This window comes from Mesorhizobium sp. ArgA1 (assembly GCF_053714375.1).
This window is the reverse complement of sequence record NZ_JBSKBQ010000004.1, coordinates 243,222-259,275: the sequence shown is the minus strand read 5'-3', so window position 1 is coordinate 259,275 and position 16,054 is coordinate 243,222. Positions and strand designations below refer to the sequence as shown.

Here is a 16,054-nt window from a genome sequence, read left to right as displayed (position 1 = left end):
TTCCTCCCAGTGATTTCCCTAGAGAACCCAGATTTCCTCAAGAAATTCCGTTTCGTCAAAACTCAGTCGATACGCCCGAACCAGGCGCCGTAGCCGCCGAGGCGGATGGAGCCTGTGCCGGATTGTCCCGAAAAACCGTGTCCGGCCAAGGGCTGCAGCGCCTGGCCGCCGAGATCGACCTCGGCCGGCCTGCTGCCCAGATTGAAGACGCAGACGATTTGCTCGTTGCCCTCGCGGCGGGTGAAGGCGACGGTGTCGCCCTCGCTTTCGATGAACTCGATGTCGCCTTTGGCCAGCGCCGGATGCTGGCGGCGGAAGCCGAGAAAGCGCCGGTAGTGCTCGAGCAGCGAGGCGGCGTCGCCCTGCTGCACGTTGACCGCTTGCGACAAATGCTTGCCCGGTACCGGCAGCCAGGGCTTGGCCGTCGAAAAGCCGGCATTGCTGGCGGCTGCATCCCACACCATCGGGGTGCGGCAGCCGTCGCGGCCCTTGAATTCGGGCCAGAAGCGGATGCCGTAGGGGTCCTGCAGATCCTCGAACTTAAGCTCGGCCTCGCCCAACCCAAGCTCCTCGCCCTGATAGAGGCAGACCGAGCCACGCAGCGACATCAGCAGCGCCGAGATCACCTTGAGATAGGCGGCCGGATCGGCCTCATCGGCGGCCCAGCGTGAGGCCGGACGCATCACGTCATGATTGGAGAAGGCCCAGCATGACCAGCCGTCGCTGGCGACCTTGCCGAAGGCTTCCAGCACCTGGCGCACCTTGGCGGCACTGATCTTTTCCGGCGCCAGGAAATCGAAGGAATAGCACATGTGGACGCGCTTGCCGCCGGCCGTGTAGGCGGCGACCACTTCCAGCCCGCGCTGCGAATCGCCGACTTCGCCGACGGCGGCAGTCGCCGGATATTCGTCGAGCAGCGCCCGGAACCGTTCGAGGAAGGCAAGGTTCTCCGGCCGGCTCTTGTCGTAGATATGGTCCTGATAGTTGTAAGGGTTGACCGCAGGTGCGGTCTGGTCGTTGCGCTCTTCCGGCGGCAGCGGCGGATTGTTCTCCAGCCCCTGGCTGTGGAAGTAGAAATTGATGGTGTCGAGGCGGAAGCCGTCGACGCCGCGCTCCAGCCAGAAGCGGGTGACGTCGAGCAGCGCGTCCTGGACTTCCGAATTGTGGAAGTTGAGGTCCGGCTGTTCGGACAGGAAATTATGCAGATAATATTGCTGGCGGCTGGTGTCCCACTGCCAGGCCGAGCCGCCGAAGATCGACAGCCAGTTGTTGGGCGGCGTGCCATCCGGTCTGGCATCCGCCCAGACATACCAGTCGGCTTTCGGGTTGCTGCGGTTGGCGCGGCTCTCCTTGAACCAAGGATGGATGTCGGCGGTGTGCGACAGCACCTCGTCGATCATAACCTTGAGGCCGAGGTGATGGGCTTCCGCAACCAGTGCGTCGAAATCGGCAAGCGTTCCGAACATCGGGTCGACGTCGCAATAGTCCGAGACATCGTAGCCGAAATCCTTCATCGGCGACTTGAAGAAGGGCGAAATCCAGATGGCATCGACGCCCAGCGAAGCGATATAGGGCAGCCTGCGGATGATGCCCTTGAGATCGCCGATGCCGTCGCCATTGGAGTCCTGGTAGGAGCGCGGATAGATCTGGTAGATCACCGCGCCCCGCCACCAATCGCGATCGACGGCGAGATCGGGTTTGGAAGTCGCCTTCAAAGCGGATTGCATCAGTCTCAACCTCCTTTGACCGAGCCGGCCAGCAGCCCGCGGACGAAATAGCGCTGCAGCGAGAAGAACACGATCAGCGGCACGATGATGGTGACGAAGGCCGATGTCGTCAGGATTTCCCAGTCGCCGCCGCGCGAACCGAGCAGCGCATTGAGCTTGGCGGTCAGCACGATCTGATCGCCCTCGGTACCAAGGAAAACCATCGCCACCAACAAATCGTTCCACACCCACAGAAACTGGAAGATGGCGAAGGAGGCCAGCACCGGGAACGACAGCGGCAGCACGATTTTGACGAAGATCTCGAAATCGCTGGCGCCGTCGATGCGCGCCGATTCCATGATCTCGCGCGGCAGGCCGGCAATGTAGCTGCGCAGGAGATAGATGGCGAAGGGCAGGCCGAAGCCGGTGTGCGCCAGCCAGATGCCGAGATAGGTTTTCGACGGCACGCCGAAGAAAGTGCCGACGCCGTTGTAGAGTTTGAGCAATGGGATCAGCGACATCTGCAGCGGCACGACCAGCAGGCCGATGATGACGGCGATCAGCAGCGCGCGGCCGGGAAAGCGCATCCAGGCCAGCGCATAGGCGGCGAAGGCCGCGATCAGGATCGGGATGACGGTCGCCGGAATGGTGACGGTCAGCGAGTTCATGAAGGAGCGGCCGATGCCTTCGGAAAACAGCACCGTGTTGTAATTATCGGTGGTGAATTTCGGCGGCGCCGACGAGGCATAATAGACGCGCTGGCCGCGATCGCCTTCGAAAGCCTTGGGCGAGCTCATGACGAACGTCCCGTCGGCATTGAGCTGCAAGGTCACGCCATCGCCGAGATCGGCGGCCGTGCCGGCCGGATATTGCGTCGGCGCAGCCGACTTGACGCCGAAGGCGCTGATGTTGCGGGCGGCAGTATCGCCGAAGATGTTGCCGGCAAGCACGAATTTGCCATCTTTCTCGACCTGCGCCGAGGCCGGCGGCAACCGGCCGGCTTCGGTCTGGGTGGAGCTGGAGAACGAGTTCCACCAGCCCGAGGCGATAATCTGGTCCTTGTCGCGCAGGGACGAGACCAGGATGCCGAGCGTCGGCACGGTCCAGATGGCAACGAAGATGAGCACGGCGATGTGGACACCGAAACGGCTGGCAAAGGATTTTCCGGTCGCAACGGCCATCTCAATGCCCTCCCGTCTCTTTGTTCGCCTGGCGGATGTTCCAGACCATGATCGGGATGACCGCGATCATGATGATGATGGCGATTGTTGCGCCGCGGCCGAAATCGCCGCCGCCGCGGAACATCCAGTCGAACATCAGATTGGCCAGCACCTGGCTGTTCCACTGGCCGTTGGTCATGGTCAGCACGATGTCGAACACTTTCAGCACCAGGATGGTGATGGTCGTCCAGACCACGGCGATGGTGCCCCAGATTTGCGGCACCATGATCTTCCAGAAGATCTGGAACGGATTGGCGCCGTCGATGACCGCGGCTTCGAGGGTCTCCTCGGGGATGCCGCGCAGCGCCGAAGACAGGATGACCATGGCAAAGCCGGTCTGGATCCAGATCAGGATGATCATCAGGAAGAAATTGTTCCAGAACGGCAGCGATATCCAGACCTGCGGCTGGCCGCCGAAATACTGGATGATAGCGTTGAGCAGGCCGATCTGCGTCTGGCCCTCGCCGCGATATTCGTAAATGAATTTCCAGATCACGCTGGCGCCGACAAAGGAGATCGCCAGCGGCAGGAAGATCAGGCTCTTGGCGATCGTGCCCCACCAGATCTTGTCGGTGAGCACGGCGATGATCAGCCCGAGGAAGGTGCACGCCGCCGGCACCACCGCCAGCCAGATGATGTTGTTGAGGATCGAGTTGCGGAACTCGCGGTCGCCGAACGCCCATTCATAGTTGGCGAAGCCGACAAAGTGCTGACCGCCGCGATCGAGGAAGGACAGCCAGAGCGTCGCCACCACCGGGTAGATCAAATAGACGGTGAGGATGATCATCGCCGGGCCGACGAACAGCCAGGGACGCACCAGCCCCTGCCGGCGCAGATTGTCGATGGCCGCAGCCCCGGCGACGCCGCGCGACGGGAAGATCAGGTCGACCAGCTTGTTGGCGCCCCAGAAATAGGCGACGCAGCCGCCGACGCCGATGATGATGACAAAAATGGCCGAAAGAATCTGAGCCGCCATGGGTCCCTCTCCCTGCGCATGATCAGCCGGGCTTTGGACAGCCCTGGCGATGTGGCGATGCGCCGATTTAAGTTATTCGGAACGAACGAACGCAAATCGGTCCGGCGAACTGCGCCGGTCGGATCCGGGCCCACGGGCCCGGATCCAGTCTGTGGAGGACGTCCTGAAAACTGCAGCCTGAGCGGCTGCCGATTTGCCGATGATTACTTGATCGCGTCCCAGCTCTTCTGGATGTCGGTGGCGACATCCTGGGCCGACTTGCCGCCGACCAGGTCGATCATGCCGGTCCAGAAGGCGCCGGCGCCGATCTTGCCCGGCATCAGGTCCGAACCGTCGAAGCGGAAGGTCGAGGCATTGGCGAGGATTTCGCCCTGCTTCTTCAACGCGTCGCTGGCATAGGCATCCTTGTTGACCGACTTGAGCGGCGTCACGAAGCCGCCCTGGGCCATCCAGATTTCATGCGCCAGCGGCATCTTCAGGAATTCGATGAACGCGCGGGCACCCTTGCTGTCTTTGGTGATCATGGCGAGCGTACCGGCGCCGAGAACGGGAGTGCCAAGGTCGGGCTTCGAGGCGTAGGGCGGGAAGTAGAAGAAGTCGGCGTCCTGCCCAACCTTGGTCCCTTCCGGGAAGAAGGTCGGGATGAACGAGGCCTGATGATGCAGGTAGCATTTCGGCGGCACCGAGAAGAGGCCCTTCGGGCTGTCGCGGAAGTCGGTCGCGGCAACCGCCTTGGCGCCGCCATCGACCATCTTGTCGTCGGTGGCGATCTTGCCGAAAATGTCGATGGCGTTAACCACCGCCGGATCGTTGAACGGAATCTCGTTCTTCACCCACTTGTCGTAGACGTCAGGCGTCTGCGTGCGCAGCATGATGTCCTCGACCCAGTCGGTCGCCGGCCAGCCGGTGGCGCCGCCCGAGCCGAGACCGATGCACCACGGCGTGCCGCCGTCGGCGATGATCTTCTTCTCGAGATCGGCAAGCTCTTCCTGGGTCTTGGGAACCTTGTAGCCGGCTTCCTCGAAATTGTCCGGCGAGTACCAAACCAGCGATTTCACGTCGGCCTTGTAGGGGAAGGCGAAGAAGCCCGGCTTGCCGTCCTTGTCCTTGAAAGTGCCGAGGTCGACCCATGACTGGCCGGCGCCGTAATTGTCCTTCACCCATTTGGCGGTGTCGTCGCCCAGCGGCGTCAGCAGGCCCTTGGAGGCCAGGTCCTGGATCAGGCCCGGCTGCGGCAGCACGGCGATGTTGGGCGGGCTGCCGGCCTGGGTGTCGATGACGATCTGCTGTTCGTAATTCTCCGACGAGGAGTATTTGATCTCGGCGCCGGTGGCTTCCTGGAAATATTCCAGAACCGTGCGGATGAGGCCTTCGTCCTCGCCGCGCCATGGCCCGAAGATGGTCAGCGTCTCGCCCTTGAGATCGACCTTTTTCAGCTCTTCGTAGTTGGCCCAGTTGAAGCGCTTGTCTTCACCCGGCTTGAACTTCAGTTCGGCTTGCGCCGGCAGGGTCAGGGCGAGCGTTGCAAACGCGGCGCCAAGCAGAAGCATCTTCTTCATCGCATTCCTCCCAGTGGTCACATATATCAGGACGGAACCTCCATTCCGTCCGCCGACGCCGCAGGACTGTGACTCACTCAGAAAGGAACCGCAACCTTTCGAAAGAGTCTTCCAAAGCGCTTTGGTCTTTTTGATCTCGCCATTGAATCCAATGGAAGTCAAGAGGCTAGGAGCCTAATCGATTTAATTTCGGGGCCGCAACACTTGATAAAGTGCAGTGCAGCATAGTTTTTTGGCAGCGCAACAGCAAATTATGCTTCAATCTGGCCGGACCAGTGCGTATGGTCGCCAAGCTCGGCTGCGCCCATCACGGCGCCCGCGTGGATTTCAAAATTAAAAGCGCTTTGAGGCTTGGAGGCCTCCCGGGTGAACCTGAAGCAGCTCTCCCATATGCTGGCTCTATCGCAGACAACGGTCAGCCGCGCGCTGAACGGCTATCCGGAGGTCAACGAGGAAACCCGCCGGCGCGTGGTGGATGCCGCCAAGCGCCACGGCTACCGGCCCAATCCGAGCGCGCGCCGGCTGGCGACCGGCAAGACCGGTATGATCGGCTATGTCCTGCCGACCGGCGCCTCCGTCGATATCGATCCGCATTTCGTCGAATTCCTTTCCGGCCTGGGCGACTATGCCCGCTCGCACGAACTTGACCTCGTTCTGTCGCCGGCAGATGCCGACGACCAGGAGACCACCTATCGCCGCATCGTCGCCAACCGACAGGTCGACGCCGTCTACATCTCCTCGCCGCGGCCGGCCGACCGGCGGGTGGCGCTGGTCAACACGCTGGGCATTCCCTTCATCGTCCATGGCCGCAGCGACGGCTTCAACTTCGACTACCCGTTCACCGACATCGACAATGAGGGCGCCTTCCACGAGGCGGCCCGGCTGCTGGTCCAGCTCGGTCACCGCCGGTTGGCCCTGATCAATGGCGACGACCGCGAAACCTTCGCCATCCATCGTGAACGCGGCATGCGCCGAGCGCTGGCCGCCAGCGGCCTGACGCTCGGTGAGCGCCATGTCTGCTCGGTGACGATGACAGAGGAGAACGGCTATCGCGCCGCCCGGCGCCTGCTCGAACAGAGCGAGCCGCCGACAGCGATCGCCTGCTCCAGCCTGATCATGTCGCTGGGCGTCGTGCGCGCGGTGCGCGACCTTGGCCTGACCATTCCCGGCGACCTGTCGCTGATTGCCCATGACGATGTCTTCCCATGGCTGAAGCCGGAGAATTTCTCCGTTCCGCTGTCGACGACGCGCTCGTCGATCCGCCTCGCCGGCGCCCGCGTCGCCGAGCGGCTGGCGGCGCGCATATCGGGGCTGGAAGAGGGCGCGCGCGGCGAGGTCTGGCCGGTCGACCTGGTGGTCAGGGGCTCCGTCGCCGGCGCGCCGGGTTAGACAGAACTCTCAATCGCTGGAAGCGACGACCTTGGTTCGACACAGAGTCGCCGTCTGTCGTCCAGCCGACAGGCACTCGTTATGTTACCGCGGTGACCCTTCCCGCCGCATCGAGGCGACATGTGACTTTCGCTTGTCGCACTTGGATATCGCCTTGGCGCGCGTACTGTATTCGCACCTCGATCGGCGCCATCAGCGCAGCGTGACGTTGGCGCATTGGACCGGCACTCACCGCCGACACACGCAAGGCGCCAAGCGGCGTTGCGGCAGACACGATCGCCGCGCGGCAGGCGCTCACGACTGCGGGCGTCGTCCCGGGTTTCGCTTTCAATGATGCCAGGGGCCCAAAGGGATAGCCCGTGATAATCCTACCGAGCTCGCCGCGCCCGGCTTTGGAGGGCTTGAGGGTGGATGGTAGGTCGATGGTGCGCGTGGCGCTATTGGCCGAAACAACGGCAGTGTTGTCTGGGGCCGGGCTGCCGCTTGTAGCCGCCGCAGCGGCGGACGGGTTCTTGGTACCTGTCGATACGCTTGCGCTTGCGTTGCCCAAATTGCCGCCAGCATCGACACCGACGCCAAGCGACCCGTTGCCCGTGCCGACCGATGCCCCAACAGTTGTTCCGCCCACACCGTCGACGCTCGCACCCACCCCCACAGAGACGCCCTGCTGACCGGCGCTCACTCCGGCCCCGACCCCGAGACCGCCGACCTTGCCGCCGCCCCCCACGTCAACGGCCGACGCAGGTCCAGTGGCTACTCCGATCATTATTGCGACTGCCACGTATTTGTACATTGCGGGATTCCTCCTGCGGCACAGGTCTGGGCTCGCCCAGCTGCACTCTTGGCTTTCACCATCAAGGCCCCCGCGGGGTCGGGAGCAATGCGTCGGGAAGGGTAATGGTCGTCGCCACCAGAACCCGTTTTGACGAGTTCTGAACCTTCTTGTTTTTTTCCTGCAACCCCGATTGACGGGCCGGCTGGCTTGCAAGTGGACCTGCCGCGACCCGAGCTTCGGTTGCGTGCTTGATACGCGCGATGCGACGCACACTTTGGGCTTTGACGAGCTCGATCGCCTTGCGCGCAGCGCTGAGGTTGATGGCCATGCGGACAACCTTTTCGCGCGCTTGCTCCAACGCAGCGCTCAACTCTGCGGAAGCCTGCTTTGCCGCGTCGCGTTCCTGGAGGGCACCGTCGAGATCACGCATGACTGATTCCGTCCATGCGCGTTCCAGCTTCAATGCGTCGCCGGCCTGCTTCAAAGCGGCCTCGGCCGCCTGTCGGCCCTTTTCGGCATTGGCCCGTTTGGCCGCAGCCAGATCTGCGCTTGTCTTGTTGGCTTCGCTGGCCTGGCGGGCCAAGGTGATGACGCGGCGGGCCGCTTCGAGATCGAGTGTGAGGGCTTCGTCTCTTTGACCCGCCTCTTTCAAGGCTTGTCCCTGCTTGGCCGCAGTGTCGGCAGCTACGCGTGCCTGCTCACTGGCGTCGCGTTCGGCGCGCTGCATCAAGTCCAGTTGCGCTTTTGCCGCCGCCAATTCGCTCTGCGCTGCAACGAGCTTCTGCTGCATTGCGGCGCCATCGTCTGCCGGAGATATCAGCCACAGCAGCAATATGCATAAGGGAATGGCGCTCCACGTCCAGTGGCCCATGCTAAAATGAATCCAGGCCGGACGCGTGTCGCCCTGGAGCTCTGAAGATGATCCACCTCTGAACGTCAATGGCGCGAACCTCGCTGCTAGTTATTCTCACCACACGCAGGACCACGCCATTGCGGTCGTGCTTGCGGTGAGCAATTTCAGCATGCCAGTTCTCTTCGTATGAACCGATTTTGGCCGAAGGGAAACTTGCACTAATTGAGATTGTTCCCAATGCTTGTGCCAACTACCTAATAAGGCTTAGGTGTCCAAAAGGCGTAGGTGACCGGCTGGTGGTTGCTGAAGGTCAACGTGCCGTGCGACCGTTGCGGGCGCCTTCCCTTGGTCGGTATTCCTGTGTGATGGTCGGAGACGTGACTCCCATCGAAGGAGATTGCCATCATGTACGACTAGATCATCGCATAGCTCGGCATAGGAGGCCTGCGAAGGTTCAGAGCTTTGCTGTCGTGGGACAATGGTCTGCCTGGACCTGTCCTTGATTTGGCTTGTAGGGGGTGGCAACCAGTAAGCCGTCGACCAGTCATCCAGGGTGTATCACTTGCCCAAATTCCCGTTCTCCGAAACGGATCCAATCCAACATCCTGGGCCACCGCCGAAGAGTTCGGAGGTGGTGATCGTTGGCGGCGGTGTTATCGGCGTAACGACGGCGCTTTTCCTGGCGCAGCGCAACATTCCGGTGACGCTGCTGGAGAAAGGACGCGTCGCGGCCGAACAGTCCTCCCGAAACTGGGGCTGGATTCGAAAGCAGGGACGAGATGAGGATGAGCTGCCCATCGTCATCGAGGCTATTCGCCGGTGGCGGCAACTGGCCGAGGAATGCGGCGAAGACATCGGGCTGGCCCAGACAGGGGTGACCTATCTGGCTGAGACCGACAAGGACATGGCCGGCTTCGAGGCGTTCATGAGGATCGCCGCGATCCATGATCTCGACACCTGCCTCCTGGACAGTGACGAAACCGCGAAGCTCATCAAAGGCATGTCGCGCAGATTCAAGGGCGCCATGACGACGCCGTCCGACATGCGTGCGGAGCCTTGGCTGGCAGTGCCTGCGCTTGCCCGGCTTGCCGTACGAAAAGGCGTCAAAATCGTCGAGAATTGCGCGGCGCGAACCCTCGAAATCTCAGGCGGCAAAATCAAGGGCGTGTGGACCGAGGCGGGATACATCGAGGCCTCCAGCGTATTGGTCGCGGGTGGCGCGTGGTCATCCCTGTTCTTGCGCAGACACGGCGTCTCCATCCCCCAACTCAGCGTCAGGGTAACCGTAGCCGCAACGGAACCCCTGCCTGAAATCTATGCAGGTGCGGCGACTGACGAACGCATCGCTTTCCGGCGCCGGCAGGATGGCGGCTACACGCTCGCCGCAGGCGGCAGCCATCTGCAGTACCTGGGTCCTGACGCATTCCGGCACGCCACCAAATATCTTCCCGCCCTCAGGGACAATCCACTGGGAACACGCTACTTTCCGTTCGCTCCATCGGGCTACCCCGATGCCTGGTCGACGCCGCGCGATTGGGCGCCGGATGCGCGAAGCCCTTTTGAGAGAATGCGTGTGCTCAGCCCAGCTCCTGAACCGGCCCGTCTGCGTTCGATAGAACGCAGATTCAAACGTCTTTTTCCGCAATTCGAGACGGTTCGCCTAAAGGCCGGCTGGGGCGGCATGATCGACGCAATGCCCGACGTCGTCCCCGTCGTGGATCGCGTGCGGGCAGTCGGCGGTCTTTTCGTCGCGACGGGGATGAGTGGTCACGGCTTCGGCATCGGGCCTGGAATCGGGCGCGTCGTTTCCGACCTGATCCAGGGAACCGATCCCGGGCATGATCTCAGCCGCTTCCGGCTGTCGCGCTTTTCCGACGGAAGCCCTGTCCGGTTAGGTCCGGCCCTGTGAAATGGCCTCGCGACGCTCTGAAGTCCCTTCGACGATCAGCGGACCTTACTTTGAGGGTGGTTCCGCCAAGGTGATCAAATTGCCATCCGGATCATTCAGCTGCGCAATCCTTCCGAATTCGCCGGCTTTCTCGTCCCGGATCGAGAGGCCAGCAAGGGCGAGTTCCTGCCGCGCAACGGACATTTGCGGGACGACGATCGTGCAACGGCCGTGGCCAGCGCTGGTCTCGTCGCGAAAGAGTTGAATGTTGGCCCCGGCGACATCGCGCCACTGAATGAGATTATCCATAGGTCGATCGTCTGGCTCACGCCCGAAGAGGATCGAATAAAACTGTTCAGCCCGTTTCATATCCTTGGTTGTCAGGGCCGCATAAACGCCTTGGATGTGCATTTCGTTCTCCTTCATCTAGGAGAAAAACTCAGCCTCAGGCGGTTAGGTTCCGTCCATGATCTTCGCCGTCAGACTACTCACTTCTTGAGCGCTTCCGCCGCTTTCTACCCATTCATTGCCTCAAGCCGCAGATTTGAGGTGATCGATGAAAGCCCGCAGTTTCGGCAGGACCTGGCGCTTGCCGGGATGATAGAGGAAGACACCCGGCGTGGTCGCGGCCAAGCCCTCCAGCACCGGCTTGAGTTTTCCCTCGGCGATCGGACCTTCAGCGACGGGTCGAGGCGTCTGCGCCAGCCCTACGCCCTGCATAGCAGCCCCCAGCAACGTCGGATAGTCGTGCGCGATCAGCGGGCCTGTGACCATCGCCTTGACCGCCTCGTTGCCGTCAGCGAAAGACCAGGGCGCAATAGCGCCGTTCGAGCGGCGCAAGCGCAGGCAGGCGTGGTGGCGCAAGTCGTCGACACGCTCTGGACAGCCGTGGCGCTCGAGATAGTCGGGGCTGCCGACAACCACGAACGAAAACGATGGCGTAAGTCGCACCGCGACCATGTCGGGCGCGATGAACTGGCCCAGGCGAATGCCAGCATCGAAGCCGCCGGTCGCCAGATCGACCATCTCGTCGCTCGCGGCAATCTCCAGTTCGATCTCTGGGTAGGCCCTGCAGAACGACGCGATCATCGGCTCCAGGATCAGTGGCACGACGGAACGGGGCACCGATAGGCGCAGCAGCCCCGTCGGCCGTTGGCCGACGTCGCGCGCGGCCTCGCCGGCCGCGACGATCTCCTCGAAGGCAGGCCCGGCGCGGTCGAGGAAGCGCTGGCCGGCCTCGGTCAGACCGACGCTCCGTGTCGTGCGGACGAACAGCGCCGCACCCATGCGGGCTTCCAGCGTGCGCACCGCCTGGCTCACCGCGGACGGCGTCACGCCGAGATCGGTGGCGGCGCGGCGGAAGTTGCGGTGCCTGGCGACAGCCAGAAACACCTCCACGCCCTCCAGCGCACCGTACCGGATTGTGTAGTTCTGCTTCATAGGTTGTTCTGATTACAGCGGATGGTCGAATTATGGAAGCGGGCTTAGGTAAGAGCTGCAAGCCAGGAGACATCTTGCCAAGGAGATTGCAATGACCGATGAACTTGATGGCGTGCGTGACCATTATCGCGCGACCGGCCTGACCGAGCGGCTGAAGACGGTACTGGCTGCCCTCGGCTCGGAGGATCAGCGTCTTACGCCCCAGCAATTGGGTGCCCTCGATCAATTTCACACCCGCGGGCTTGCTGCCACCGCCGAGCTTGCTCGATTGACGGGGATCGCGGCCGGCATGTCGGTTCTGGACGTCGGTTCGGGCGTCGGCGGACCGGCTCGCTTTCTGGCCGCGACCCATGGCTGCCTGGTTACCGGCGTCGACCTCAGCGAGCCTTTCGTGGATGCCGCGCGCTATCTGACCGAGCGGACGGGACAGAGCGGGCAGCTGTCATTTCAGATTGCCAGCGCGCTGGGGCTACCATTCGATGATGGCCATTTCGACGTCGTGCTGCTGCAGCATGTGGCGATGAACATTTCCGACCGCGCGCGGCTCTACAGCGAGATCCGGCGCGTGCTGAAGCCTGGCGGCAGGTTTGCCACCTTCGACGTCGTCTCGGTCATTGGCGAGCCGCACTATCCGCTGCCTTGGGCGCGAACACCGGCGACGAGCTTCCTCCTCACAGCCGAAGCGACGGGCGAGACGATCGAACCGGCCGGCTTCCGCGTGCTGGCATGGCAAGACGACACCGAGACCGCCAAGGCCTGGTTCGCGCAGCTGCGCGCATCCGGACCGCCGCCTTCACCAAATCTCGGCGTGGTGATGGGACCGGACTTCGCTGAGCTTTCGACCAACCTGGGACGAAATCTCATGCAGGGCCGGCTCGGCGTCCTGACCGCGGTGTTCGAGGCTGTGTGAACCAACTGTTGATGGGAGGCCAAATGTCGACGGAAGTCCTGTTCCAAATCCATCTCGTTCTAGGCTATGTCGCGTGGCTGCTTTGCTTTGGCGCTTATATCTGGCCGTGGTTAAGCGCGATGGACCGGGTCGCGGCGCATCGTGCCATTGCAACTTTTCACAGCTTCCGCTTCTTCGGGCTGGTCTTCATCCTTCCGGGTGTCGTAAGTCCCAACTTGCCCGCCGGCTTCGCCGTGTTCGCCGCATACGGCGACTTCGCTACCGGTGTGCTGGCCATGCTGGCGCTGCTCACATTGCGAATAAGGCCGCTCTTCGGGCTGTTCGTCGTCGCCTTCAATCTCGTGGGAACTGTCGACATCGTCGTCGACTATTACCATGCCATACAGGTCGACCTTCCCGCGCACGCGGAGTGGCTGGGCGGCACCTACGCGATCCCAGTCATCTATGTACCGCTGCTGATGATCACGCACATAGTGGCGATCTATTTTCTGGTACGTCCTCGGCAAACCGAGGCTTGAGCCAGGGCGGCTACTCCTTCTCCGCTTCAGCAGCCTTGGTGTCCAGCAACCCGTAGCCGAAATCATTGTCCCGCCCCTTCGGGCCGAGATCCCTCGCGGTGGCGGCCAGCGCCTTTGCGATATCGTCAGCCGAGCGCTCGGGTGCGGCGTGGATCAGGTTGGCGATCGCACCGGAGACGATGGCGGCGGCAAACGAGGTGCCGGTGACGACGTCCGAGCCGGCGCCGCTCGGCGCAACCATTTCGACGCCGGGCGCGGAGATGAAGACGTAGGCGCCGCGATTGGCCTGCTGCATCAGCCCGTCCTTGGCGTCGGTGGCTGTCACCGCGATGACGCCGTCATAGGCGGCCGGATAGCCATAGGGCGCCTTCGGACCGTTGTTCCCTGCGGCGGCGACGAGAATGATGCCGAGCCCACGGGCATTGCGGCAAGCGGTGGCGAGCAGGTCGTTCTTGGGGCCGACGAAGCTCATATTGATGATCGAGACATTCTGGTCCGCCGCCCAGTCGAGCGCCGACAGGATGACATCCATGGTCGACTTGCCGTCTTCGAAGGCGCGGGCGTGATAGATTCGAGCCCCGGGCGCCATGCCTTCGAGCGCACCGACGCCGGCAATCAGCCCGTCAACCGAGGTTCCGTGGTCACGCTTTTCGATCGGCACATTGGGCATAGCGTCGAACTGGTCGGCAATGACGCCGGCCAGCGCCGGATTGGTGTCGTCAATGCCGGTGTCGATGACGGCGATGCGCACGTTTTCGCCGTTGGCCTCCTTGTTGTCGAGCTGGATGCGCTCGAACGCATAGTTGACGATGCCGGCCGCCTGCTGCAGCGAATAGACATGGTTGGGCTCGCGCCGCTGGGTGCGGCCGTCGGCGGCCAGCTGCGCCAGCACGGTGCCAACCGGGCGGCCATCGGGGATGCCGAAGCGCACCAAAGTGGTGCCGAGCAGCCGCGACTGGCGCTGCGAGCGCACTTCAAGGCCGAAAGAGGCTGCGATCTGCTGGACGGCGCCTGCGTCGCCATCGATGGTCACCAGCACTTCGTCGGGCACGAACTCGCCGACCACGGCGCGGCGGGGTGCAGTCGCGACAAGATCGGTCGGCGAAACGATCGCTCCGCCGGCCGGCGGTCCGGCCTGCGAGTCGGCAGGCGGCGCTGACGGCCGGGGCGTCGGCACCGGCGCTGCGGAAGCGGGCGGATTGGGAAACAGGTCGACGATCAGGGCCGGAAGGACAACAGTGCCCTGGCCGCCGCCGGCTTCGCCATTTGCACCATTGTCGTCCTTGGGGCAGTCGGCCGCGGCTGCACCGGCCGGGTCGGTGCAGTCGGTCTTTGTGCGGCCGGCATTGGGATCTTTGGTCTGCGCCGACGCAGGCACGGCGGCGATTGTCATCGCCGCCGCCAGAGCAATTCCAAGAAAGGTGCGTAGCGGTTTTCTGTCCGGAATTGCGTCAAAACAAAGAGATAGAGCGGTCCGGCGTTTCCGTGAAACGGTGAACCGCTCTAGGAGTGCTGCAAGTCGAATGACTGCCTTAGCTGCCATCAACCGGTTTCCTTCCCTCGATCACAGTCTCCGTGAAAGGCTGGGCGGCAATAAGGCCGACGAGCTTGGCGTAGTCTGCTCCGGTCTTGGCCGGGATGGCGATGCGGAAGACGCTCGAGGCAGTCGGCCCGCCGGCGATCTTCAGCCCGTTCTGGTCGAGGAAGACGGCGATGTCGGACATCCTGGCCTCCGGCTTGAACTTGACCAGCGCGAAGGGCAGTTTCGCCAGCTCATCCTCGGCCCCGGCAATCTCAAAATCACTGCCCTTGCCGCCGGTGTGCACGTAGGACTGCACCACCACCAACGCCAGCAAGACCGCGGCTGCCGCCCAGGCAACGCCGACCGGCACCGCCATGAAACGGTCGAGCGCCTGCGCCAACCAGGAACGGCCCGCCGGCGCGCGCGCCGGCCCGGCCTCGGCGTCGAGCGCCTTGGCAAAACGGCTGAGCGCGTCGGCCGGCGGCCGGATCGCTTCATTGGCGGCAGTCGTGCCGGAAAATTCGGCCTCGGCCTCGCCAAGCGCCGCCATCGCGGCCGGATCTGTTGCCAGCCACTCTTCGACGGCTTCGAGGTCGGAACCTTCCAGCGAGCCGTTCAGGTAGAACGGCAGCAGCGTTTCCATTTCGTCGCGGCGCGACATCTTTTCAGCGGCGCTCATATCTTCAGGATTGCTCATGGCCACCCCCTATCGTAACCGGCGGCCTTCAGGGCTTCGCCGAGTTTCTTGCGGGCGTAGAACATTCGGGTCTTGACGGTAGCGACCGGGATGTTGAGCACCTCGCCGATCTCCGTCACCGACTGTCCGTGGTAATAGGCAAGGTCGATCACCGAGCGGTGTTCTTCCGGCAAGGCATCGACGAAGCGCCGCAAGGCGGCGCCCTTGTCTTCCTTCATGGTGGCGACTTCGGGCGTGTCGGCGCTGTCGGGGACCTGCGCCGCATCGTCGTCGTCGATCCAGTCTTCCTTCTTCTTGCGCAGCATCGAAAGCGCCTTGAAGCGGGCGATGCCGAGCAGCCATGTCGAGACTTCCGAGCGTCCTTCGAAGCCGGGCGCCTGGCGCCACAGCTCAAGAAAGACCTCGTTTGCGATATCGTCGGCCATCATTTCCGATCCCGTCTGGCGCGCCACGAAGCGGTAGACCCGCGCGTGATGACGCATGAACAGCAGCCGAACAGCGGCACGGTCGCCCTTCGCGACCCGGTCGACAAGCGCGCGATCAGTCTCGGTCGCTGCCGTCATGGCCGGTCGAGCCGCCTGGCTCCTGTTAGCTCTGTCGC

At 63.0% G+C, this 16,054-nt stretch carries 15 protein-coding genes; 4 read left to right on the top strand and 11 right to left on the bottom strand.

What is annotated here, in order from left to right:
* Positions 1–62: 62 nt before the first annotated feature.
* The 4 genes from bglA to ACWGTI_RS13340 all read right to left on the bottom strand — a co-directional run bounded on the left by bglA (position 63) and on the right by ACWGTI_RS13340 (position 5,461).
* Positions 63–1,727, bottom strand: coding sequence for a beta-galactosidase BglA (bglA, locus tag ACWGTI_RS13355; protein ID WP_454587537.1), 1,665 nt, complete (start codon positions 1,725–1,727; stop codon positions 63–65).
* Positions 1,728–1,732: 5 nt separating this feature from the next.
* Positions 1,733–2,887 (bottom strand): carbohydrate ABC transporter permease, encoded by a 1,155-nt coding sequence (locus ACWGTI_RS13350; RefSeq protein WP_454587536.1) that lies wholly within the window; start codon positions 2,885–2,887, stop codon positions 1,733–1,735.
* 1 nt (position 2,888) lies between these two features.
* Positions 2,889–3,902, bottom strand: coding sequence for a carbohydrate ABC transporter permease (locus ACWGTI_RS13345; protein ID WP_023668891.1), 1,014 nt, complete (start codon positions 3,900–3,902; stop codon positions 2,889–2,891).
* Positions 3,903–4,105: 203 nt separating this feature from the next.
* Complete coding sequence (locus ACWGTI_RS13340) at positions 4,106–5,461, bottom strand: ABC transporter substrate-binding protein (RefSeq protein ID WP_454587535.1); 1,356 nt, start codon at positions 5,459–5,461, stop codon at positions 4,106–4,108.
* 366 nt (positions 5,462–5,827) lie between these two features.
* On the opposite strand from ACWGTI_RS13340, the gene ACWGTI_RS13335 reads away from it, so the two are divergent.
* Positions 5,828–6,850 (top strand): substrate-binding domain-containing protein, encoded by a 1,023-nt coding sequence (locus tag ACWGTI_RS13335; RefSeq protein WP_454587534.1) that lies wholly within the window; start codon positions 5,828–5,830, stop codon positions 6,848–6,850.
* A 79-nt stretch (positions 6,851–6,929) separates the two neighbouring features.
* Here the strand turns inward: ACWGTI_RS13335 and ACWGTI_RS13330 are convergent, their stop codons facing one another.
* Positions 6,930–7,643, bottom strand: a complete 714-nt coding sequence (locus ACWGTI_RS13330) for a hypothetical protein (protein ID WP_454587533.1) — start codon at positions 7,641–7,643, stop codon at positions 6,930–6,932.
* A 61-nt stretch (positions 7,644–7,704) separates the two neighbouring features.
* Positions 7,705–8,415 carry a hypothetical protein gene (locus tag ACWGTI_RS13325; protein WP_454587532.1) on the bottom strand — a complete coding sequence of 237 codons (711 nt, stop codon included), beginning with the start codon at positions 8,413–8,415 and terminating at the stop codon, positions 7,705–7,707.
* A 625-nt stretch (positions 8,416–9,040) separates the two neighbouring features.
* On the opposite strand from ACWGTI_RS13325, the gene ACWGTI_RS13320 reads away from it, so the two are divergent.
* Positions 9,041–10,387: an NAD(P)/FAD-dependent oxidoreductase gene (locus ACWGTI_RS13320; protein WP_454587531.1), complete on the top strand. Its 1,347-nt coding sequence runs from the start codon at positions 9,041–9,043 to the stop codon at positions 10,385–10,387.
* Positions 10,388–10,432: 45 nt separating this feature from the next.
* Here the strand turns inward: ACWGTI_RS13320 and ACWGTI_RS13315 are convergent, their stop codons facing one another.
* Entirely contained in the window at positions 10,433–10,792 is a 360-nt protein-coding gene (locus ACWGTI_RS13315; RefSeq protein ID WP_454587530.1) for a VOC family protein, read from the bottom strand.
* 105 nt (positions 10,793–10,897) lie between these two features.
* A complete protein-coding gene (locus tag ACWGTI_RS13310; protein WP_454587529.1) occupies positions 10,898–11,806 on the bottom strand; it encodes a LysR family transcriptional regulator in 909 nt (302 codons plus the stop codon).
* Between the two features lie 91 nt (positions 11,807–11,897).
* On the opposite strand from ACWGTI_RS13310, the gene ACWGTI_RS13305 reads away from it, so the two are divergent.
* On the top strand, positions 11,898–12,716 hold the full coding sequence (locus ACWGTI_RS13305; protein WP_454587528.1) for a class I SAM-dependent methyltransferase: 819 nt from the start codon (positions 11,898–11,900) through the stop codon (positions 12,714–12,716).
* Between the two features lie 23 nt (positions 12,717–12,739).
* Positions 12,740–13,234: a hypothetical protein gene (locus tag ACWGTI_RS13300; protein WP_454587527.1), complete on the top strand. Its 495-nt coding sequence runs from the start codon at positions 12,740–12,742 to the stop codon at positions 13,232–13,234.
* Positions 13,235–13,244: 10 nt separating this feature from the next.
* Here the strand turns inward: ACWGTI_RS13300 and ACWGTI_RS13295 are convergent, their stop codons facing one another.
* From ACWGTI_RS13295 to ACWGTI_RS13285, 3 genes are all read right to left on the bottom strand, one after another.
* The gene (locus ACWGTI_RS13295) at positions 13,245–14,627 is read right to left on the bottom strand and encodes a S8 family serine peptidase (protein WP_454587526.1); all 1,383 of its coding nucleotides are present in this window, start codon (positions 14,625–14,627) and stop codon (positions 13,245–13,247) included.
* A gap of 139 nt (positions 14,628–14,766) precedes the next feature.
* Complete coding sequence (locus ACWGTI_RS13290) at positions 14,767–15,435, bottom strand: anti-sigma factor (protein WP_454587700.1); 669 nt, start codon at positions 15,433–15,435, stop codon at positions 14,767–14,769.
* Positions 15,436–15,449: 14 nt separating this feature from the next.
* Complete coding sequence (locus ACWGTI_RS13285) at positions 15,450–16,016, bottom strand: sigma-70 family RNA polymerase sigma factor (RefSeq protein ID WP_352555779.1); 567 nt, start codon at positions 16,014–16,016, stop codon at positions 15,450–15,452.
* Positions 16,017–16,054: the final 38 nt, after the last annotated feature.

Bases quoted from the DNA above. Each gene is read 5' to 3' on its own strand.
- bglA (WP_454587537.1), bottom strand. From the start codon at position 1,727: ATGCAATCCGCTTTGAAGGCGACTTCCAAACCCGATCTCGCCGTCGAT.
- ACWGTI_RS13350 (WP_454587536.1), bottom strand. From the start codon at position 2,887: ATGGCCGTTGCGACCGGAAAATCCTTTGCCAGCCGTTTCGGTGTCCAC.
- ACWGTI_RS13345 (WP_023668891.1), bottom strand. From the start codon at position 3,902: ATGGCGGCTCAGATTCTTTCGGCCATTTTTGTCATCATCATCGGCGTC.
- ACWGTI_RS13340 (WP_454587535.1), bottom strand. From the start codon at position 5,461: ATGAAGAAGATGCTTCTGCTTGGCGCCGCGTTTGCAACGCTCGCCCTG.
- ACWGTI_RS13330 (WP_454587533.1), bottom strand. From the start codon at position 7,643: ATGTACAAATACGTGGCAGTCGCAATAATGATCGGAGTAGCCACTGGA.
- ACWGTI_RS13325 (WP_454587532.1), bottom strand. From the start codon at position 8,415: ATGCAGCAGAAGCTCGTTGCAGCGCAGAGCGAATTGGCGGCGGCAAAA.
- ACWGTI_RS13315 (WP_454587530.1), bottom strand. From the start codon at position 10,792: ATGAAGGAGAACGAAATGCACATCCAAGGCGTTTATGCGGCCCTGACA.
- ACWGTI_RS13310 (WP_454587529.1), bottom strand. From the start codon at position 11,806: ATGAAGCAGAACTACACAATCCGGTACGGTGCGCTGGAGGGCGTGGAG.
- ACWGTI_RS13305 (WP_454587528.1), top strand. From the start codon at position 11,898: ATGACCGATGAACTTGATGGCGTGCGTGACCATTATCGCGCGACCGGC.
- ACWGTI_RS13300 (WP_454587527.1), top strand. From the start codon at position 12,740: ATGTCGACGGAAGTCCTGTTCCAAATCCATCTCGTTCTAGGCTATGTC.
- ACWGTI_RS13295 (WP_454587526.1), bottom strand. From the start codon at position 14,627: ATGACAATCGCCGCCGTGCCTGCGTCGGCGCAGACCAAAGATCCCAAT.
- ACWGTI_RS13290 (WP_454587700.1), bottom strand. From the start codon at position 15,435: ATGAGCGCCGCTGAAAAGATGTCGCGCCGCGACGAAATGGAAACGCTG.
- ACWGTI_RS13285 (WP_352555779.1), bottom strand. From the start codon at position 16,016: ATGACGGCAGCGACCGAGACTGATCGCGCGCTTGTCGACCGGGTCGCG.